We start from the raw sequence: 21,084 nt of genomic DNA on the forward strand, positions 1-21,084 counted from the left end.
GCAGGGGCGTCACCGATGACCGGCCCGCGCGCCCGCGTGGGCCGGTTCTCATCCGCCGGCGCGGGCGTGGAGTAACGCCATGTCGCTGAAAATCAATGAGCTCTGCGTCAATTGCGACGTCTGTGAGCCGGCCTGCCCCAATCAGGCCATCTCGATGGGTGAAACCATCTACGTGATCGATCCGGCCCGCTGCACCGAGTGCGTGGGGCATTTCGACGAACCCCAGTGCGTGGTCGTCTGCCCGGTCGAATGCATCGATCCCGATCCGGACATTCCGGAAACCCAGGACGCCCTGCTCGCCAAACTGCGCGGGCTGCAGCGCGATCATCCCGAATTGTATGTCACGGAGTTTCTGCCGAAATGAGAACGCTGTCGCGTCGTTGGTTGCTGCTCGTCCTGCTGGTGGCCCCGGGTGCCTGGGCTGCCGGATCCGCGCAGGCGGTCCTGGCCAAACATCCGGATGGCGTGGCCGTCGCCAGTGGTCACCATCTGGCGACGGAAGCCGGCATGGAAATCCTGGCCAAGGGCGGCAATGCATTTGATGCGGCCGTGGCGGTCTCCGCCACCCTGGCGGTGGTCGAGCCGATCAGCTCGGGCCTTGGCGGCGGCGGCTTCTTCCTGCTGCACGATGCCGCCACCGGCAAGGACGTGATGCTGGATGCGCGCGAAACCGCGCCGCAGTCCGCGACGCCGGCCGCCTTCCTGGACAAGAAGGGCGAGCTGGACCGCGACCGTTCGGTCAACGGTGCGTGGTCGGCCGGCATCCCGGGCCTGCCGGCAGCGCTGGTGGAGCTGTCCTCCAAACACGGCAAGCTGCCGCTGAAGACCTCGCTGGAACCGGCGATGCGCATCGCACGCGAGGGCTTCCCGGTGTATGCGCGCATGTCCAAGGGCTATCAGTCCCGGCGCGAGGTGATGCAGCGCTATCCCGGCACGCGCGAGGTGTATGAGCGCAACGGCAAGCCGATCGCCGAGGGCGACCTGTTCCGCCAGCCGGAACTGGCGCGGACCATGGAGCGCCTGGCCGACCAGGGCTTTGATGGGTTCTACCGCGGCGAGACCGGCACGCTGCTGCTCAAGGGCGTCAAGCAGGCCGGCGGCCACTGGACCGCCGAGGAGCTGGCCGGCTACCGGGTCAAGCTGCGCGAGCCGATCGCCTTCAAGTACCGCGACTGGACCATCACCACCGCCTCGCCGCCGTCCTCCGGTGGCATTGCGCTGGCCGCCATGCTGCAGATCCTGGAAGGCTGGGACCTGAAGTCGATGGACCAGGCCCACCGCACCCATCTGGTGGTGGAAGCGATGCGCCGCGCCTACCGCGACCGCACCTTCTTCCTGGGTGATCCGGACTTCGTCGATATCCCGCAGAAGGTGCTGACCAGCAAGGACTACGCCCAGGGCCTGCGTGCCACCATCCACCCGGAGAAAGCCACCCCGAGCGATCTGCTGTCGGGCAACCCGACCCCGTTGGAGGATGACGAGACCACGCATTTCTCGATCATCGACCGCGAGGGCAACCGCGTCGGTGCGACCCAGACCGTGAACCTGCTGTACGGCTCGGGCCTGATTCCGTCGGGTACCGGCGTGCTGCTGAACAATGAAATGGACGATTTCGCGCTGAAGCCGGGCACGCCCAATGCCTTCGGCGTGATGGGCTATGCGGCCAATGCGCCCAAGCCGGGCAAGCGCATGCTCAGTTCGATGACGCCGACCTTCATGGAATCCGCCGACAAGGTCGTGGTGCTCGGTACGCCCGGTGGCAGCCGCATCATCACCATGGTGCTGCTCGGCATCCTCGGCTACGACGACGGCCTGACCGCCCAGCAGGTCGCCGCGCTGCCGCGCTACCACCACCAGTGGCTGCCGGACCTGATCGAGGCCGAGGACGGCACCTTCGATGCGGATACCATCAAGCAGCTGCAGGCGATGGGCCACAAGATCGATCTGCCTGGCGACAGCGCCGCTGGCGGCCGGGGTTCCAGCCACGTCTGGGGCAACCTGCAGACCGTGGAATGGGACCGCCGCAGCAACGTGCTCAGCGGTGGCAGCGATCCGCGCAATCCGGTGGGCAGCGCCAAGGTCAGCCAAGCGCACTGATTGCGTGCGGAAACGAAAAACCCCGTCCCAGTGGCGGGGTTTTTTCATGGGCGACGGCTAGCGAATATTTAACGGCCGCGCGACGATAATTTGCGGATGAAACTATGGTCCATCCGCGGTAACTCGCAGAAACTCGACGGCGGCGCGATGTTCGGCAATGCGCCGCGCGCGGTCTGGGAAAAATGGGCAGTGCCGGACGATCTCAACCGGATCGAACTGGCCTGCCGCGCGCTGCTGGCCAGCCCGCTGGCCGGCAAGACCGTGCTGTTTGAAACCGGCATCGGCGCCTTCTTCGAGCCGAAACTGCGGGACCGTTACGGCGTGCAGGAACCCAGCCACGTGCTGATCGAATCGCTGCGCGAGGCGGGTTTCGAGCACGAAGACATCGACGTGGTGGTACTGAGCCACCTGCACTTCGACCACGCCGGCGGCCTGCTGGCGCCGTGGAGCGAGGGCCGCTCGCCCGAACTGCTGTTCCCGAATGCGACCTTCCTGGTCGGGGCCGAGCACTGGGCCCGCGCGCTGCATCCGCATCCGCGCGACCGCGCCAGTTTCATTCCGGAACTGCCCGGCCTGCTGGAGGCGAGCGGTCGGCTGGAAATCGTCGATGGCCCTTACTCCAAGACCCTGGGCGACAGCGTGCGTTTCAGCTTCAGCGACGGGCATACGCCGGGCCTGATGCTGGCGGAGATCATCGGGCCGGAGACCGTGGAGGGTCAGCCGCGAGGCGGCGTGGTGTTCTGTGCGGACCTGATCCCGGGCCGCTCATGGGTGCACGTCCCGATCACCATGGGCTACGACCGCAACGCCGAGCTGCTGATCGACGAGAAGCGCAGCTTCCTGGAAGACAAGTTCGCCCGCAACGTCCATCTGTTCTTCACCCATGACCCGCACTGCGCGTTGGCGCAGGTGTCACGCGATGAGAAGGGCCGCTTCGGCACCCTGCACGAACAGGGCGAACTGAAGGCCCGCGCGCTGGCGTAACGCCTGCGCAACCACACCGGTAGGTGCCGACCGTTGGTCGGCACGGCACCCTCGACGCATCCCGGCCATCGCTAGACCATGTGAAGCACCGGTGGCCGGAGAGGGCCGCCGCTGCAGACGCCGGGGTCAACCGACCACGCGGGTCCCGAAAATGCGGTCGCCGGCATCGCCCAGGCCCGGCAGGATGTAGCCCTTGTCGTTGAGCTGGGCGTCGATCGCGGCGGTGAAGATCTCCACGTCCGGGTGCACGGCCTGCACCGCGGCGATGCCTTCCGGTGCGGCGACCAGGAAGATGCCCTTGATGCGGCGGGCGCCTGCGCGCTTGAGCATGTCGATGGTGGCGATCAGGGTGCCGCCGGTGGCCAGCATCGGGTCCAGGATCAGCGCATCGCGCTCTTCCAGGCGGCCGGTCAGGCGCTCGAAGTAGGGCACCGGCTGCAGGGTTTCCTCATCGCGCTGCAGGCCGACCACGCTCACGCGCGCGGCCGGGATCAGCGAGAGCACGCCGCTGAGCATGCCCAGGCCGGCGCGCAGGATCGGCACCACGGTGATCTTGGCCCCGGCGATGCGCTGCACCGTCACCGGCCCGGCCCAGCCGGCCATGGTGTGGGCCTCGGTCTCCAGATCGGCGGTGGCCTCATAGGCCAGCAGCCCACCGAGTTCATTGGCCAGCTCGCGGAAGTCCTTGGTGCTCAGGGACGCATCGCGCATCAGGCCGATCTTGTGCTGCACCAGCGGATGGCGCACTTCGACGATTTTCATGGGGGGAGACTGGCAAAGGAGAGGCCGATAGTGTGCCGCAACACCCCACCGAAGCCAAAAGCCGAAGCCGCCACTGATCGCCTCGATGTCCCCGGTGTCATCCCCATGCAACCTCCCGGACATACCGTGCTGACCCATTCTTTACACAGATTGGGGAATGCAGTGCAGAAGAAGCGTCCGTTGGGCCTGGCGATCAGCCTTTCGTTGCTGGCGGTGATCACCCCGTCGGTCCATGCCGCCGATACCCCCGATGGCAGCACGGTGGCCGGCAGCGCCGCCGCCGGGGCCGCCGCCATCGACCTGGACCGCGTCGAGGTCCGCCCGCAGCTGGAGTCGCAGACCCGTGCGGTCGACCTCAAGCGCAGCAGCGATGCGATCGAAGATGCGGTCTCCTCCGATGCCATGGGCGTCTATCCGGACAAGAACGTGGCCGAATCGCTGCAGCGCCTGCCGGGCGTCAGCGTCACCCGTGACCAGGGCGAGGGGCGCTTCGTGGTCATCCGCGGCCTGGATGCCAACCTCAACAGCGTCAGTGTCGACGGCATCGCCATCGGCACCCCGGAAGATTCGAGCCGTGCGGCGCCGCTGGATGTGATTCCCTCCGATTCAACCGAGCGCCTGCGCGTGGTCAAATCGCCGACCCCGGACATGCCCGGCGACGCGATCGGCGGTGCGATCCTGGTCGAGTCCGCCTCCGCCTTCGACCGCGAAGGCCGCAACCTGCGCGGCAAGATCGAAGCCAGCCACCAGCAGCTCTCCGGCAACACCAGCCCGAAGGCGGCGATCAATTACAGCGAAGTGTTCGCCGATACGTTCGGCGTCGCGCTGGGCGTGAACTACCAGAACCGCAAGTTCGAGTCGGACAACACCGAGGTGGAGTACGGCGAATTCGACGGCGGTGCGGAAGACGACCTGTTCGCCAACAGCCTGCAGCAGCGCAAGTACGAGATCGAACGCAAGCGCATCGGCGCCAACCTCAATCTCGACTGGCGTCCGGATGAAGACAACCGCTATTACCTGCGCACGCTGTACAGCCAGTTCGACGATGCAGAAACCCGCCAGCGCACGATCTTCAACTTCGGCGATGGCGAGGTCACCGCGCTGGGCAACAACCAGTACCGCGTCGAGGACCTGCCGGCCGATGCGATCCAGAAGCGGATGCGTTACCGCACCAAGAAGGAAAATACCTTCACCACCAGCGCCGGTGGCGAAAACCGCCTCACCAATGCCGTGATCGACTACAAGGTCGGCTACACCCGCACCGAAGAGCGCGTCAACGATGAGATGGAGGCGCGCTTCGAGTACAACGGCGACGACCTCGGCGCGAGCGTCGATCAGAACAGCGGCATCCCGCGCTATACGCTGACCAGCGCGCAGTGGATGGACAACGGCAACTACGATTTCGACCGCTTCGTGCTCTCCCCGAAGCAGGTCAACGACAGCGAGCGCAGTGCGCAGATCAACGTGCGCTTCGATGGGGATTCCTCCAGCGTCAAGTTCGGCCTGCTCGGCCGCTGGCGCGACCGCGACGTCAATGTCGACGAGCGCGAACTGCGCGTCGGCCCGGACCTGGCGTTGTCGGACTGGACCGCCGCCACCCCCGATCACCGCGGCGGCAGCCTCGGCCAGGGCATGAGCTCGGACGCCATGCGTCGCTACTGGGCCCAGCATGGCGGCCAGTACAGCGCCCGTCCGCAGGACGCCGGCGGCAATGCGCTGACCTCGCTGGAAGAGGACTACACCGCCAGCGAAGACATCTTCGCCAGCTATGCGATGGGCACCTGGGATGTCGGCGCGCTGCGCATCATCGGCGGCGTGCGCGTTGAGAACACCCAGTTCAGCGCGACCGGCAACAGCGTCGAGGTGGCCAGCAACGGCCGCAGCTTCACGGTCACGCCGTTGAGCGTGAGCCGCAGCTACACCAACGTGCTGCCCGGCCTGCACCTGCGTTACGACGCCGGCGATGACTGGGTGCTGCGCGCGGCCGCCAACAAGACCGTCTCGCGCCCGTCGTTCGGCGATGTGGCGCCGCGCGTCGGCCTGAGCCGGGGCGACGAAGAAGTCCGGATCGGCAATCCACAGCTGGATCCGTACGAATCGAAGAACATCGACCTGTCGCTCGAGAAGTACCTCGGCAGCACCGGCATCGTCTCGCTGGGCGTGTTCCACAAGTCGATCGACGGCTATATCGTCAACACGGTGAGCAACACGGATCCCGCGTACCCGGACTTCGAGGTCACCCGGGTGATCAACGGCAACAAGGCCACGGTGAAGGGCGCCGAGTTCAACTGGCAGCAGCAGCTTGCCTTCCTGCCGGCGGGCTGGGATGGCCTGCTGGTCGGTGCCAGCGGCACCTGGCTGGACACCGATTTCGACCCCGGCGTGGCCGGCCGCGAGCGCGACGATTTCATGCTGCCGCGCGCCTCCAAACATGTGTACAGCGCGCACCTGGGCTATGAAAAGGCCGGTTTCAGCACCCGCGTGGCTGCGGTCTACCGCAGCGAGTACCTGGATTCGCTGGGCGACAGCCGCGCCTACGATATCTACGTGGCGCCCAATACCCAGCTCGATTTCAGCCTGGACTACAAGTTCACCGCCAACGTGAGCCTCTACTTCGAAGCCCAGAACCTGCTCGACAAGCCGCTGGAGCTCTACCAGGGCGTGCGCTCGCGCACCCTGCAGAACGAAGAGTATGGCCGCACCTACGCCCTCGGCTTGAAGGTGGCCCTGTGATGCGCGCCGCCCCTTGCCTGGGCCTGCTTGCGCTGGCGCTGTTGACCGCCTGCACGCCGGCAGCGACGCCGGACGTTGCGGCACCCGCCGCGCCGACGGCTGCGGCCGACGCCTCCGCCGCACGCGATGTCGCCACGGTCGGCGAGGCGTTCCTGACCCCGATGACCCCGGACGACAACATCGACTCGCCGGCCAGCTGGACCACGCCCGAGGGCCAGGTCTGGTTGATCGCGACCGCCAAGGCCACCGACAAGCTGGTGGTCTACGACGGGCAGACCGGCGTGAAGCTGCGTGACGTCGGCAGCCTCGGCACCGCCCCCGGCCAGTTCGACCGCCCCAACGGCATCGCCGTGGTCGATGATCTGGTGCTGATCGTGGAGCGCGACAACCACCGCGTGCAGGTGCTGCAGCTGCCGGACTTCAGCCCCCTGGGTGTGTTCGCCGCCGACGACCTGCGCAAGCCCTACGGCCTGTGGGTGAACAAGCAGGGCAGCGGCTACGACGTGTACGTGACCGATTCCTACGATGCCGGCGAAGACGCGCAGGGCAACGACGTGCTGCCGCCGCTGGCCGAACTGGACAAGCGCGTGCGCCGTTACGCGCTCACCGTGCAGGACGGCAAGGCGCAGGCCACGCTCACCGCCAGCATCGGTGACACGACCGAAGCGGGCGCGCTGCGGGTGGTCGAATCGATCTGGGGCGACCCGGCCAACGACCGCCTGCTGATCGCCGAAGAAGACGAAACCTACGCCAGCGAGTTCAAGGTCTACACGCTGGAAGGCCGTTTCAGCGGCACCACCTTCGGACGCGATGCGTTCCAGGCCCAGGCCGAAGGCGTGATGCTGCGGACCTGCGGCAAGGATGGCTGGTGGATCACCACCGAGCAGCGCAAGCAGCGCAGCGTGTTCCACCTGTTCGACCGGCACAGCCTGAAACATGTCGGCGCGTTCCAGGGCAATACGGTGGCCAACACCGACGGCATCTGGTCGATGCAGGCGCCGTCCGCGCGTTTCCCGCATGGCGCGCTGTACGCGGTGCACGATGACCAGGGCGTGGTGGCGTTCGACTGGGCGAGCATCGCCAAGCAGTTGTCGCTGCCGCTGGAGTGTGGCGCGTGAGCCGCGTTCCTGCCGCCCTGACCGCACTGGCGATGGCGCTGCTGCTGTGCAGCGGCAGTGCCGTGGCGAAAAAAGATGCCGAGAACGGTGCCGAGCCGAACACCCAGGTGCCGGCCGGAAACCGCCACTACGCGGCGACCGGTTTCCCGGACCGGCTGGTCGCCTCGCCGGCGCAGGACGCCGCGCGCGGCTTCTCGGTCGCCTGGCGTACGGACACCTCGGTGAAGGCGCCCGTGCTGGAATGGGTCGTGGCCGGCGACTCGCCGGATGTCGGCACGCCGACCCGCATCACCGCGACCACCCAGGCGCTGACCACTGAACTCGGCGCGTCCCATCATCACCGGGCCGACGTGACCGGCCTGCAGCCGGACACCCTGTACCTGTGGCGCGTGCAGGGCGAGAACACCTGGAGTGCCTGGAACCAGCTGCGCACGGCCGGGCGTGCCGATCAGCCGCTCACGCTGCTGTATTTCGGTGACACCCAGAACAAGAACCTCAGCCACGTTTCCCGGGTCCTGCGGGCCGGCATCAAGGCGGCCCCGGACGCGCGCCTGAGCCTGTTCGCCGGTGACCTGGTCAGTGGCGGCGACGGGCAGGATGACAGCGAGTGGGGCGAGTGGTTCGCGGCCGCCGGCTGGCTGCCGCAGGAGACCGCGGTCGCCCCGGCGATCGGCAACCACGAGTATTTCGAGGCGTTCGAAGACACGCCGCAGGAGCGCCGCGTGCTGGGCCGCCACTGGCCGGTGACGTTCGCATTGCCGCGCAACGGCGTGGACGCCGCCAACACCAGTACCTACTGGTTCGATTACCAGGGCGTGCGCATCGCCGTGCTCGACGGTACCTCCGCGCTCGATCTGGGCACGGCCAAGGCGCAGGCCGCCTGGCTTGACACGGTGCTGGCCGATAATCCGCACCCGTGGAGCATCGTGCTGCTGCACCAGCCGTTCTATTCCCCGCGCGAGGGCCGCGAGAACACCGAACTGCGCGATGTGCTGCTGCCGGTGGTGCGCCGCCACCAGGTCGATCTGGTCCTGCAGGGACACGACCACACCTACGGCCGCCGTGGCGAAGGGCAGGGCGCGACGCCGCAGTTCGTCGTCACCGTCGCCGGGCCGAAGCAGTACCGGCTCTCCGACGAGGCCCGGACCACCATGGCGCCGGTCGGCGAGGACACGCAGCTGTTCCAGGTGTTGAAGATCGATCCGACGCACCTGCGCTACGAGGCGCGCACCGTCACCGGCCGCCTGTACGACGGCTTCGAGTTGACACGCGCTGCCGATGGCCGCAAACAGAAGGCCGAACTGACGCAGGGACGCATCGCCCCCCGTGACTGCACGCGCGCCCAGACCCTCAAGGGCCGCGCCGACCGTTGCTGGGAATGACCGACCGACCGGGCCACTGCGGTGCGCCCGGCCTTCCGTGGAGATCGAGATGACGCATCGCCGTTCCATCGCGCGGGCCGTGTTGGCCGCCTCGCTGCTGCTGCTCGCCGGCGCCAGCGTGGCCGGCAACGCAGTCCTGCACCCGTTCCTCGCCGCCCAGCCGAAGAACGCGCCTGACGAAGTGCATCTGGCCGTGGAGATCCCGGCCGGCAGTTTCACCAAGTACGAGATCAAGGAAGACGGCCTGGTCCATGTGGACCGCTTCCAGTCGATGCCGGTGGCGTACCCGGCCAACTACGGCTCGATGCCGCGCACCCTGGCCGGCGACAACGATCCGCTGGACGCACTGGTGTTGACCCGTGAGCCGCTGCATCCCGGCGTGATCGTGCGGTTCCGTCCGATCGGCTTCCTCAAGATGGTCGATGACGGCGAGCAGGATGAAAAGGTCATCGGCGTGCCGACCGACAAGATCGACCCCACCTACGCCAACATCCGCGATCTGGACGATCTGCCGCTGATCGAACGGCAGCGCATCGAAGCCTTCTTCCGCGTCTACAAAGACCTGCCGGCCGGCCGCAATCCGGTCCAGCTCAACGGCTGGGGCAATGCCGCCGAGGCCAAGGCGTTGATCCGGGCTTCGATGCAGCGCTTCGACGCGCAGCAGCGGCGTGGGAAGGGCGATTGATCGTTCGGGTTGTCGGACCAGGGGGTGATCCAACAGCTTCCGTGAGGCCGGTGACGTCCGCTATGCTCGGTATCGGTCGTCTGCGCATCGCCGATGACCGGCCTTTCAAGGGACGGGGCGACGGCACATGGAAGAGGAGATCAAGCGCGGCGTACTGACCGTGATCCACTGGATCGTGGTCGTTTTCATCGTGCAGATTCTGGTATTCGGCATTGGTCGCCTCACGTTGTTCGCCTTTAGCGGGGGCCGCTTCGGGAAGGACGATTGGACGGCCGCGCATCAGAACTGGAGCTATTTCACTGGCTTCGGGGTGATCGCCTTGGCGTGGACCCTGATCGCGCTCTACAACAACGGTCTGCTCTGGTAGGCATCCCGGGCGATCACGCCGGGCCGGCGCTGGCCTTCTGCAGCCGCCGAAGGAACACGGCTATTTCCTTGACCGCCTGCTTGTCGCCGTTGGTCTCGGCGACAGAACGGCCTTGGTGCCATGCCTGTGCCGCAGCCTCCGGATCGCCGGCCGCCAGATGGGCTTTACCCAGCCATTTCCAGCCTGCCGAGTACTGCGGATCCTGTGCGACACAGCGCTGCAGATGGATGACCGCTTCCGCGGTGTCACCCGCGTCGAGCAGGGTCTTGCCCAGCCCGAAGCGAAGCAGGGCGCTGTCGCGACCCCGGTCGAGAAGACGTTGCAGTGCGGGGATATCCATTCGATGCGGACTCAGGCAGCGGTGACGCGGGCGTAGCGCCCACGGTGGAAGGCAAGGGTGTCGCCGGGGGCGGTATCCAGCTGCACCACCTGGCCGATGACCAGCACATGATCACCGGCGGGCAGCGTTTGTTCGACCGTGCAGACGAGCTGTGCAACCGCATCGCGGACCAGTTGCACGCCACTGGCGTGCGCCATCATCGTGCCGGGCACCGGCACGCGCCGCCGTTTTCCATCGGCGAAATGCCGCGCCAAGGCGAGCTGCCGGGCGGCCAGGATACTGATCGAGAACGGCCTGCCGATGCGATACACGGCCACATCGGGCGAGCGGTTCGACATGCTCCACAGCACCAGCGGTGGGTCCAGCGACAACGAAGCAAAGGAGTTGATCGTCATCGCGAACAGAGCATCGTCGTCGCTGCGGGCGGCGACGATGGCGACCCCTGTCGGGTACTGGCCAAAGGCATGGCGCAGCGCGGCCGCCGAAAGCGGCGGGTCCAGCACTGCAGCATCGGGCGGCGTGGCGGAGGGCTGCGTGCCGAGGCCCAGTGCAGGACCCGTGTCCATCAACGGCCGCCGGCGGCCTGGTAACGGCGCGCGACTTCGGCCCAGTCGATCAGCTCGAAGAACGCGGCGATGTAGTCCGGGCGGCGGTTCTGGTAGTTCAGGTAGTAAGCGTGCTCCCACACATCCAGCCCCAGGATCGGCGTGCCACCGGAGAGACCCGCGAAGTCGCCCATCAACGGGTTGTCCTGGTTCGGACTACTCTCCACCACAAGCTTGCCGTCGCGGCTCAACGTCAACCACGCCCAGCCACTGCCGAAGCGGGTCTGCGCGGCCTTGGTGAAGGCCTCCTTGAACGCGGCGTAGCCGCCGAGGTCACGCTCGATCGCCTGGGCCACGGCGCCTTCCGGCGTGCCGCCGCTGGCGGTCAGCACTGTCCAGAACAGGCTGTGGTTGGCATGCCCGCCGCCGTTGTTGCGGACGACGTTGCGCACACCCTCCGGCAGAGCCCCGATATCGGCGATCAGCGCGTCGATGTCGGGGCTCTCGATCCCTGCATCGGTGAGGGCGGCATTGAGATTGGTGACGTAGGCCTGGTGGTGCTTGGCATGATGGATTTCCATCGTGCGTGCATCGAAGTGCGGTTCGAGTGCGTCGTAGGCGTAGGGCAGGGCGGGGAGGGTGTAAGCCATGTTCATCTCCAGAGGGGAGGCAGGGGGGAGGACGCCACGATAGAACCTCAAGCATGATTGAGGTCAAGCGCGGCGATGTGGAACAGTGCGGGCCACCCACGCGTGATCGCTGCCTGTCCTTCACCTGCACTGGCTATCATTGCCTCTCGAATCTTCCGGGGTAGTCTCGTGTCGGTAGCGTTGGTGTGGTTTCGCCGTGACCTGCGGTTGCAGGACAACCCGGCCCTGCAGGCCGCCCTGGATGCCGGGCACGTGCCGGTGCCGGTCTACATCCATGCGCCCCACGAAGAAGGCGATTGGGCGCCCGGTGGCGCGTCCAATACGTGGTTGCATCGCTCCCTGGCAGCGCTGGACGCTGACCTCCGTGCGCGCGGTTCTTCGCTGGTGCTGCGCGAGGGAGACAGTCAGTCGGAGCTCCAGGCGCTGATCGAGCAGACCGGTGCGGTGGCGGTCTACTGGAACCGCAAGTACGAACCGGCCACCCAGCCACGCGATGCGAAGATCAAGCGGGAGCTGCGCGAGCAGGGCATCGAGGCCGAAAGCCACAACGGCAGCCTGATGTTCGAGCCGTGGGACGTGGCAACCCAGCAGGGCGGACCGTACAAAGTGTTCACCCCGTTCTGGCGGAATGCGCAGACCCGCCTCCAGCTGCCGGCGCCGAGCGGTGTCCCGGACCGGTTCCCCGGGCACAGCGCGAGCGGCGGGACGCTGGAGTCACTGGGCCTGGCGCCGGCGATCCCATGGGACCGGCAGTTCTGGACGCATTGGCAGCCCGGCGAAGCCGGCGCCCACGAGGCACTGACGGTCTTCATCGACGGTGCCCTCAACGGCTATCGCGAGCAACGTGATCTGCCGGACCGGGTCGGCACCTCGCTGCTGTCGCCGCACCTGCATTTCGGCGAGATCGCCCCGTGGCAGATCGTCCGCCGCCTGCAGGGCGAGCGCAGTGCCAGCCGGGATGCCGACATCGACGGCTACATCCGCGAACTGGGCTGGCGCGAGTTTTCGTATCACCTGCTGCATCACTTCCCGCAGACGCCGGATCACAACCTCAACCCGCGCTTCGATCAGTTCCAATGGGCCAAGCCCGATGCGGACGCGCTGCGTGCATGGCAGCAGGGCCGCACCGGCATTCCGATCGTCGATGCGGGCCTGCGTGAGCTGTGGGCCACCGGTTACATGCACAACCGCGTGCGCATGATCGTCGCGAGCTACCTGTGCAAGCACATGCGCCAGCACTGGCGCGAAGGCGCGCGCTGGTTCTGGGACACGCTGGTCGATGCGGACCTGGCCAACAACACGATGGGTTGGCAGTGGGTTGCCGGCACCGGGGCGGACGCGGCGCCGTACTTCCGGATTTTCAATCCGGTGACGCAGTCGCAGAAGTTCGACCCGCAGGCGCGTTACATCTCGCGATGGGTGCCGGAACTGGCCGCATTGCCGGTCAAGGCGCGCTTTGCTCCGTGGCAGTCCCCGCAGCTGCTGGCCGAGTGCGCGCCAGGCTATCCGGCCTTGCCGCTGGTGGATCTGTCCGAGGGTCGGGATGCCGCCTTGGCCGCGTATCGCCACACCGGCGGAGCGTGACCCGCACCCCGGATCGAGCGCCGCCGCCGTAAACGATTACCTGAACAGGGAGCTGCCGAGCGTGCTATTCATCATGCCGGCATCGCGTTGGGCTGTTTATGCTCTTCACGGCCCGCACGCCGGCGCCGACCGGTAACCAAGGAGAAACCTCATGATTCGACCCGCAACCCGCAACGTGGCCCTGGCCCTGATGACTGCTGCCGCCCTGACGGCCTGCGCCACCGGTGGCTCCTACGTGCAGAGTGACCAGTACGGCAATCCCGTCGAGCAGCAGAACCGCACCGGCCGCAACGCCCTGATCGGTACCGCCGTCGGCGTCGCCGCGGGCCTGCTCAGCGGCAACAGCGCCACCGAACGCCGCCAGCACGCCATGATCGGTGCCGGTATCGGCGCACTGAGCGGCGCGGCCGTCGGCCAGTACCAGGACCGCCAGGAACGCGCCCTGCGCGAGCGCACCGCCAACACCGGTATCGACGTCTCCCGCAATGGCGACAACCTCGTGCTGAACCTGCCGGACGGCATCACCTTCGACTTCGGCAAGTCCACGCTGAAGCCGCAGTTCTACGGGTCGCTCAACGGCGTGGCGAGCACGCTGGCCGAGTACAACCAGACCATGATCGAAGTGGTCGGCCACACCGACAGCATCGGCAGCGATGCGGTGAACAACCGCCTGTCCAAGGAACGCGCCGACTCGGTCGCCGCTTACCTGGCCGGCCAGGGCGTGCAGCGCGCCCGCATCGAAACCCTGGGTGCCGGCAAGGCCTACCCGATCGCCGACAACAACACCGATGCCGGCCGCGCGCAGAACCGCCGCGTCGAGATCCGTGTGATTCCGTTGCAGCAATAACAGCGCGCCAGCGCGCTGTTATTGCGTGTTGCGAGCCGCAGGTTCGCAACACAAAAATGCCGCCCTTACAGGCGGCATTTTTTGTAGGTACCGGCCGTTGGCCGGTACACCCGGAACAACGCCGTCCGCTCGCACACCCGCACCGCCCAAACAACAACGCCGCCCAAGGGCGGCGTTGTTGTTCATACGTCACTACGCTGATGAAGCATCGTCAGCATCACCCCGCGGTCACCGTCTCCAGAATCCGCTTCCCGGCCGCCTGCATCTCCGTTTCCACCTGGGTCTGCTGCTGCTTGGCCAGCTTCGCCGCCGGGCACTGGGCGAGCATGTAGTTGGCGTCGAAGTTCATCTTCTCGACCAGGAAATCCACGAACGCGCGCACCTTCGGCGAGACCAGCCGGCCGCCGGCGAACACCGCGTTGAAGTCCACTTCCGGGCCGGTCCAGCCGGCCAGCACGCGCCGCACCATGCCCGATTCGACGAAGGGCTTGGCCATCACGTCACCGGTCAGCAGCAGGCCTTCGCCGCACACCAGTGCGCCGTTCAACGCGGAGGGATCATTGGCGACCAGCAGCGGATTGACCGGGAAATCGAGCAGCTCGCCGCCGTTCTCGCCCAGCTGCCAGAAGAAGCGGTTGTTGTTGAGGTTGCGCGCCTTGCGCATCGCCAGGATGCGGTGGAACTGCAGCTCATCCGGATGCAGCGGCTCGCCGTAGCGCTCGATGTAGGCCGGGCTGGCGAACACCTGCGTGCGCAGGCTGCCGAGTTTGCGCGCCACCAGGTTGGAGTCGGGCAGGGTGCCCACGCGCAGCGCCAGATCCGCTTCACCGGCGATCAGGTCGAGCTTTTCGTTACCCAGGTGCATGTCCAGCTGGATTTCCGGGTATTGCGCATGGAACTGGCCGAGCAGCGGCGCGATCCAGGTGATGCCGATCGAGTAGGGCACGGTGAAGCGCAACCAGCCGCGCGGGCCGGACTGCAGCTGGTTGACCGCACCTTCGGCTTCTTCCAGTTCGCGTGCGATGCGCTGGCAGTGCTCGTGATAGACCGAGCCAGCCTCGGTGAGGCCGAGGCGGCGGGTGGTCCGGTGCAGCAGGCGTGCGCCGAGACGCGTTTCCAGTTCCTGCACTTTGCGGCTCACCGTCGTCTTGGGGAGCCCCAGTGCAGTGGCGGCGGCGATGAAACTGCCTTGTTCGACCACTTTGACGAAGATCAGCGTGTCGTTGAGATCGTGGGCCATGACAGGATCCAAAGTCGGGGGAGGGGAAGAGTGCCGCAAATGATTGTGCCGGGCACGGGATGATTATTCCCCTAAATCCGGACTAATCAAGGGGGAGTTTGAGGACTAATCTGGCGCCATTCCAGATATGAAGGACGACAACCATGTGGTTGCGGAACATTCTTGGCCGCCTGCGTAGCGGCCCCAACGCCCCGCTGGACCTCGCGTTGACCGTGGAACCCCGCCTGGGTTCCTTGTCCCGCAAGGCTTTCCGGGAATTCACCCCGCCTGCCAACATGCAGCGCGGTGGCATCCTTCGCCTGGGTGCCCGTGGCAACGACCGACTGGGTCGAATTGGGATTATCCCGGCGACGGGAGTGAAAGTCCCATGAATGGGACATTGGCCCCCGAGGTGCTGGTGCTCGGTGGCACCGGCAGCGTGGGCCAGGGCATCGTGGCCGCTTTGCTGGAGGCCGGCAGCCCGGTCCTGGTGGTCGGCCGCGATCCCACGCGGCTGGCCGCGCTGCAGGAGCAGTTCGCCGATGAGCCCGGGCTGGAAGTGCTACTCGGCTCGTTGGGCGATGACGGCTCTGCGCGCACCGTGGCCGAGCGGATCGGCGGGCGTCGCCGCGCGCTGGCGGCGGTGGTCGATGCAATGGGCGGCCCGTACAACCGCGGACGGGTGACCGATCGCAGTGGCGATGCACTGTTGCAGGCGCTGCAGGCCGATGTGATGCCGCACGTGCATGCGGGGCGGCATCTGCTGCCGCTGCTGCGCGGTGGCGCGCAGGCGCGGCGCTACGTGCTGGTCGGCGGCCCGGCCGGTTTCAAGCCGTGGGCCGGGCATGGGGAATCCTCCATCACCATGTCCGCCACGCGCATGTACGCGCAGGTGCTGCACCAGGAGGCCCAGGCCCTCGGTGTGCGCGCGCAGATGCTGGAAGTGTGCGATCCGGTGTGTACCCCGGCCAATGCGGCCAAGGCCTGCATCGAATGGCCGAGCGCGCTGCTGGTCGGCCGTCGCGTGGTCTCGCTGCTGGACAACTGCACCGACAACCGCGCGATCGTGCGCTGCGACGCGCGCGATGCCGAGTTGCCGCGCGGGCTGCTGCATCTGGACCGCCCCCCTCCGATGTCGCGCAACACGGCCGGCACCGCTTGACCTCTACCAAGGTTCAGGTCCCAGGCTACGCCCCCCCACGTCGCCCCACGTTTTCGATTCTGTATCACCACCCCTACGTACGGATGCATGACATGACTTCCAACTCCTCCCCGCATCGTTTCACCCGACGGCTGGCCATGGCCGGCGTCTCGATCCTCGCCGCCGCGGTGCTGACCGCCTGCAGTGGCAGCCACGCTGAAGAAGCCGGCATGCCGCCGCCGCCGTCGGTCAGCGCCGCCCCGGTGCTGGTCAAGCAGGTCAGCCAGTGGGACGACTTCAGTGGCCGCGTCGAAGCGGTCGAAAGCGTTGAACTGCGCCCGCGCGTCTCCGGCTACATCGACAAGGTCAACTATGTCGAAGGCCAGGAGGTCAAGAAGGGTGATGTGCTGTTCACCATCGACGCACGCAGCTACCGCGCCGAGCTGGACCGCGCCACCGCCGAGCTCAACCGCGCGCGCACCCAGGCCCAGGTGAGCCGCAGCGAAGCCGACCGTGCCCGCCGCCTGTCCGACCAGCAGGCGATCTCCACCGAGACCTGGGAACAGCGCCGCGCGGTGTCCGAACAGGCACTGGCGCAGGTCCAGGCCGCGCAGGCGGCGGTGGATGCGGCGCGGTTGAACATGGAGTTCACCCAGGTGCGCGCCCCGATCAACGGCCGTGCCGGCCGCGCGATGGTGACCGCCGGCAACCTGGTGACCGCCGGCGACAGTGCCAGCGTGCTGACCACGCTGGTCTCGCTGGACAAGGTGCATGTGTACTTCGATGCCGATGAAGGGACCTTCCTGCGCTACGCCCAGATGGCCCGCAAGGGTGAACGCCCGAGCGAGCGTGACAGCGAACTGCCGGTGAAGGTCGGCCTGTCCGGCGAGACCGGCTACCCGCATGAAGGCAAGGTCGACTTCCTGGACAACCAGGTCACCCGCAGCACCGGCACCATCCGGGTCCGCGCGCTGCTGGACAACGCCGACCGCGCCTTCACCCCGGGCCTGTTCGCGCGCGTGCAGCTGCTCGGCAGCGGCCAGTTCCAGGCCATGCTGATCGATGACAAGGCCGTGCTGACCGACCAGGACCGCAAGTTCGTCTACGTGGTCGACAAGGACAACAAGGCACAGCGCCGCGATATCGAACTTGGCCGCACCGCCGACGGCCTGCGCATCGTCGAGCAGGGCGTGAAGGCCGGTGACCGCGTGATCATCGACGGCGTGCAGAAAGTCTTCATGCCGGGCATGCCGGTCCAGGCCAAGGCCGTCGCGATGCAGCCGGCCGGCGGCACCGTTGCACCGAAAGCCACCGCCGCTCTGAACTGATCTTCCCTCGCTGATGCCCCGTGCGGGGCTGCCCGTCTCCGCTGTCGTCCGCGACAGCGGCAGGGGTCCTGCACGCCGGTGTCGGCGAACACCCAGGAATCCACCCATGGACTTTTCCCGTTTTTTCATTGACAGGCCGATCTTCGCGGCGGTGCTGTCGATCGTGATCTTCGCCGCAGGCCTGATCGCGATCCCCATGCTGCCGATCAGCGAGTACCCCGAAGTGGTGCCGCCGTCGGTGGTGGTGCGCACGGTGTACCCGGGCGCCAACCCCAAGGTGATCGCTGAAACCGTGGCCACGCCACTGGAAGAAGCGATCAACGGCGTCGAGGACATGATGTACATCAAGTCCGTCGCCGGCTCCGACGGCGTACTGCAGATGACCGTGACCTTCCGCCCGGGCACCGACCCGGACGAAGCTGCGGTCAAGGTGCAGAACCGTGTCGCCCAGGCGCAGGCGCGCCTGCCTGAAGACGTGCGCCGCCAGGGTGTCTCCACCCAGAAGCAGTCGCCGACCTTCCTGATGGTGGTCCACCTGACCTCGCCGGACGGCAAGTACGACTCGCTGTACCTGCGCAACTACGCCCGCCTGCACGTCAAGGATGCCCTGGCACGCCTGCAGGGCGTCGGTGATGCGCAGATGTTCGGCGGCGGCGACTACGCCATGCGTGCGTGGCTGGACCCGGACAAGATCGCCGCGCGCGGCCTGACCGCCAGCGACGTGGTGCGTGCGATGCGCGAGCAGAACGTGCAGGTCTCGGCCGGCCAGCTCGGCGCCGAGCCGATGCCGAGCAGCGACTTCCTGACCCTGATCAACGCCCAGGGTCGCCTGCGCAGCGAGCAGGAATTCCGCGACATCGTGCTCAAGGCCGGTGACGACGGTGAAGTGGTGCGCCTGTCCGATGTCGCCCGCCTGGAACTGGGCGCCGGTGACTACACGCTGCGCTCGCAGCTGGACGGCAAGAACGCGGTCGGTATCGGTATCTTCCAGGCCCCGGGCGCCAACGCGCTGGAAATCCGCGACTCGGTCATCCACACCATGGATGAGCTGACCAAGCAGTTCCCGGCCGGCGTGAAGTACGAAGCGGTGTACGACACCACCATCTTCGTGCGCGACTCGGTCAAGGCCGTGGTCTCCACGCTGCTGGAGGCGATCGCGCTGGTGGTGCTGGTGGTGATCCTGTTCCTGCAGACCTGGCGCGCCTCGATCATTCCGTTGATCGCCGTGCCGGTGTCCATCGTGGGTACGTTTGCGGCGCTGTACGTGCTGGGCTTCTCGATCAACACCTTGACCCTGTTCGGGCTGGTGCTGGCGATCGGCATCGTGGTCGATGACGCGATCGTGGTGGTGGAGAACGTCGAGCGCAACATCGAAGAAGGCCTGACCCCGCTGGCCGCGGCCCACCAGGCGATGCGTGAAGTCTCCGGCCCGATCGTGGCGATCGCGCTGGTGCTGTGTGCCGTGTTCGTGCCGATGGCGTTCCTGTCGGGCGTGACCGGTGCGTTCTACAAGCAGTTCGCCGTCACCATCGCGATCTCGACCGTGATCTCGGCGATCAACTCGCTGACCCTGTCGCCGGCCCTGGCCGCGCGCCTGCTCAAGCCGCACGGTGCACCGAAGGATGGCCTGACCCGTCTGATCGACCGTCTGTTCGGCTGGATCTTCCGTCCGTTCAACCGCTTCTTCAAGACCAGCTCGGAGAAGTACCACGGTTCGGTCGGCCGCCTGCTGGGCCGTCGTGGCCTGGTGTTCGTGGTCTACGCCGGCCTGCTGCTGGCCACCGGCCTGATGTTCAAGGCGGTCCCGGCCGGCTTCATCCCGACCCAGGACAAGCTGTACCTGATCGCCGGCGTGAAGCTGCCGGAAGGCTCCTCGATCGCGCGCACCGATGCCATGCTGGCCAAGGTCGCCGAGATCGCGCGCAACACCGATGGCGTGGCGCACACGATCCAGTTCCCGGGTCTGAACGCGCTGCAGTTCACCAACACGCCCAACACCGGTGTGGCGTTCGTTCCGCTCAAGCCGTTCAGTGAGCGCAAGGGCCGTACCGCCGCGCAGATCAATGCCGAGATCAACGCCAAGATCGCCGGGCTGCAGGAGGGCTTCGCGTTCTCCATGATGCCGCCGCCGATCCTCGGCCTGGGCAACGGCAACGGCTACCAGATGTTCATCCAGGACCGCGGCAATCTCGGCTACGGCGCACTGCAGACCGCCGTGAGCACGATGCAGGGTGCCGTCGCGCAGACCCCGGGCATGGCGTTCCCGATCACCAGCTACCAGGCCAACGTGCCGCAGCTGGATGCCGAAGTGGACCGCGTCAAGGCCAAGGCCCAGGGCGTGGAGCTGACCGAATTGTTCGACACGCTGCAGACCTACCTGGGCTCGGCCTACGTGAACGATTTCAACCAGTTCGGTCGTACCTGGCAGGTGATCGCGCAGGCCGACGGCCAGTTCCGTGACAGCGTGGAAGACATCGGTCGCCTGCGTACCCGCAACAACCGGGGCGAGATGGTGCCGATCGGCTCGATGGTCACCGTGAAGGAGACCTACGGTCCCGACCCGGTGCTGCGCTTCAACGGTTACCCGGCGGCTGATCTGGCCGGCGAAGCCGACCCGCGCATGCTGTCCTCGGCCGAGGCCATGGCCAAGCTGACCGAGATCGCCGGGCAGGTCCTGCCGGTGGGCATGCAGACCGAGTGGACCGACCTGAGCTACCAGCAGGCCACCCAGGGCAAGGCCGCCTTCATCGTGTTCCCGGTAGCGATCCTGCTGGCGTTCCTGGTGCTGGCCGCGCTGTATGAAAGCTGGTCGCTGCCGCTGGCGGTGATCCTGATTGTCCCCATGACCCTGCTGTCCGCGTTGTTCGGCGTATGGATGACCGGTGGCGACAACAACGTATTCGTGCAGGTCGGCCTGGTGGTGCTGATGGGCCTGGCATGCAAGAACGCGATCCTGATCGTCGAGTTCGCCCGCGAACTGGAAATGGGCGGCAAGGGCATCGTGGAGGCTGCGCTGGAAGCGTGCCGCCTGCGTCTGCGCCCGATCGTGATGACCTCCATCGCGTTCATTGCCGGCACCATCCCGCTGGTGATCTCGCATGGCGCCGGCGCGGAAGTCCGCTCGGTGACCGGTATCACGGTGTTCGCCGGCATGCTGGGCGTCACCCTGTTCGGTCTGTTCCTGACCCCGGTGTTCTACGTGGCCCTGCGCAAGTTCGTCAGCCGTAACGGCGGCGGGCAGCTGGTGACCCACGGCGAACCGACCATCCACTATTGATTCCTTCCCCCGCGAGGTTTTTCAC

General features: G+C 66.8%; 18 protein-coding genes. 13 read left to right on the forward strand and 5 right to left on the reverse strand.

The genetic code is table 11. The features are described 5' to 3' along the window. Positions 1-79: 79 nt before the first annotated feature. The 3 genes from ABE434_RS04075 to ABE434_RS04085 all read left to right on the forward strand — a co-directional run bounded on the left by ABE434_RS04075 (position 80) and on the right by ABE434_RS04085 (position 3,081). The gene (locus ABE434_RS04075) at positions 80-364 is read left to right on the forward strand and encodes a YfhL family 4Fe-4S dicluster ferredoxin (protein ID WP_019183239.1); all 285 of its coding nucleotides are present in this window, start codon (positions 80-82) and stop codon (positions 362-364) included. Further along, complete coding sequence (gene ggt / locus ABE434_RS04080; protein ID WP_346477914.1) at positions 361-2,097, forward strand: gamma-glutamyltransferase; 1,737 nt, start codon at positions 361-363, stop codon at positions 2,095-2,097. The genes ABE434_RS04075 and ggt overlap by 4 nt, the downstream gene beginning before the upstream one ends. A gap of 96 nt (positions 2,098-2,193) precedes the next feature. Further along, on the forward strand, positions 2,194-3,081 hold the full coding sequence (locus ABE434_RS04085; RefSeq protein WP_346477915.1) for an MBL fold metallo-hydrolase: 888 nt from the start codon (positions 2,194-2,196) through the stop codon (positions 3,079-3,081). Positions 3,082-3,207: 126 nt separating this feature from the next. Here ABE434_RS04085 and upp read toward each other — a convergent pair whose 3' ends face one another. Beyond that, a complete protein-coding gene (gene upp, locus ABE434_RS04090; RefSeq protein ID WP_346477916.1) occupies positions 3,208-3,843 on the reverse strand; it encodes a uracil phosphoribosyltransferase in 636 nt (211 codons plus the stop codon). 162 nt (positions 3,844-4,005) lie between these two features. Here upp and ABE434_RS04095 point away from each other — a divergent pair, with 162 nt between their 5' ends. From ABE434_RS04095 to ABE434_RS04115, 5 genes are all read left to right on the forward strand, one after another. Then, positions 4,006-6,576, forward strand: a complete 2,571-nt coding sequence (locus ABE434_RS04095; protein ID WP_346477917.1) for a TonB-dependent receptor — start codon at positions 4,006-4,008, stop codon at positions 6,574-6,576. Further along, a complete protein-coding gene (locus ABE434_RS04100; protein WP_346477918.1) occupies positions 6,576-7,694 on the forward strand; it encodes a phytase in 1,119 nt (372 codons plus the stop codon). The genes ABE434_RS04095 and ABE434_RS04100 overlap by 1 nt, the downstream gene beginning before the upstream one ends. Before the next feature lie 32 nt (positions 7,695-7,726). Then, positions 7,727-9,076 (forward strand): metallophosphoesterase family protein, encoded by a 1,350-nt coding sequence (locus tag ABE434_RS04105; protein WP_346478078.1) that lies wholly within the window; start codon positions 7,727-7,729, stop codon positions 9,074-9,076. Positions 9,077-9,125: 49 nt separating this feature from the next. Further along, entirely contained in the window at positions 9,126-9,761 is a 636-nt protein-coding gene (locus ABE434_RS04110) for an inorganic diphosphatase (RefSeq protein ID WP_346477919.1), read from the forward strand. A 127-nt stretch (positions 9,762-9,888) separates the two neighbouring features. Next, positions 9,889-10,128: a hypothetical protein gene (locus ABE434_RS04115; protein ID WP_346477920.1), complete on the forward strand. Its 240-nt coding sequence runs from the start codon at positions 9,889-9,891 to the stop codon at positions 10,126-10,128. A 13-nt stretch (positions 10,129-10,141) separates the two neighbouring features. Here the strand turns inward: ABE434_RS04115 and ABE434_RS04120 are convergent, their stop codons facing one another. From ABE434_RS04120 to ABE434_RS04130, 3 genes are read right to left on the reverse strand one after another with little or no spacing between them, the layout of a single operon-like run. Next, on the reverse strand, positions 10,142-10,468 hold the full coding sequence (locus ABE434_RS04120) for a tetratricopeptide repeat protein (RefSeq protein WP_346477921.1): 327 nt from the start codon (positions 10,466-10,468) through the stop codon (positions 10,142-10,144). Positions 10,469-10,479: 11 nt separating this feature from the next. Further along, positions 10,480-11,034 carry a flavin reductase family protein gene (locus ABE434_RS04125; protein WP_346477922.1) on the reverse strand — a complete coding sequence of 185 codons (555 nt, stop codon included), beginning with the start codon at positions 11,032-11,034 and terminating at the stop codon, positions 10,480-10,482. Further along, positions 11,034-11,663: a superoxide dismutase gene (locus ABE434_RS04130; protein WP_346477923.1), complete on the reverse strand. Its 630-nt coding sequence runs from the start codon at positions 11,661-11,663 to the stop codon at positions 11,034-11,036. The genes ABE434_RS04125 and ABE434_RS04130 overlap by 1 nt, the downstream gene beginning before the upstream one ends. 168 nt (positions 11,664-11,831) lie before the next feature. Between ABE434_RS04130 and ABE434_RS04135 the strand changes: the two genes are divergently transcribed. After that, on the forward strand, positions 11,832-13,247 hold the full coding sequence (locus ABE434_RS04135; protein WP_346477924.1) for a deoxyribodipyrimidine photo-lyase: 1,416 nt from the start codon (positions 11,832-11,834) through the stop codon (positions 13,245-13,247). Between the two features lie 151 nt (positions 13,248-13,398). Further along, positions 13,399-14,094 carry an OmpA family protein gene (locus ABE434_RS04140; protein WP_176989714.1) on the forward strand — a complete coding sequence of 232 codons (696 nt, stop codon included), beginning with the start codon at positions 13,399-13,401 and terminating at the stop codon, positions 14,092-14,094. Between the two features lie 217 nt (positions 14,095-14,311). On the opposite strand, the gene ABE434_RS04145 is transcribed toward ABE434_RS04140, so the two are convergent. After that, positions 14,312-15,334 (reverse strand): LysR family transcriptional regulator, encoded by a 1,023-nt coding sequence (locus ABE434_RS04145; RefSeq protein ID WP_346477925.1) that lies wholly within the window; start codon positions 15,332-15,334, stop codon positions 14,312-14,314. 367 nt (positions 15,335-15,701) lie between these two features. Between ABE434_RS04145 and ABE434_RS04150 the strand changes: the two genes are divergently transcribed. From ABE434_RS04150 to ABE434_RS04160, 3 genes are all read left to right on the forward strand, one after another. After that, a complete protein-coding gene (locus tag ABE434_RS04150) occupies positions 15,702-16,475 on the forward strand; it encodes an SDR family oxidoreductase (RefSeq protein WP_346477926.1) in 774 nt (257 codons plus the stop codon). Between the two features lie 92 nt (positions 16,476-16,567). Continuing rightward, positions 16,568-17,782, forward strand: coding sequence for an efflux RND transporter periplasmic adaptor subunit (locus ABE434_RS04155; protein WP_346477927.1), 1,215 nt, complete (start codon positions 16,568-16,570; stop codon positions 17,780-17,782). 106 nt (positions 17,783-17,888) lie between these two features. After that, a complete protein-coding gene (locus tag ABE434_RS04160) occupies positions 17,889-21,059 on the forward strand; it encodes a multidrug efflux RND transporter permease subunit (protein WP_346477928.1) in 3,171 nt (1,056 codons plus the stop codon). Positions 21,060-21,084 lie beyond the last annotated feature (25 nt).

Source organism: Stenotrophomonas sp. TWI1183, from assembly GCF_039673115.1.
Lineage (GTDB): Bacteria > Pseudomonadota > Gammaproteobacteria > Xanthomonadales > Xanthomonadaceae > Stenotrophomonas > Stenotrophomonas maltophilia_AA.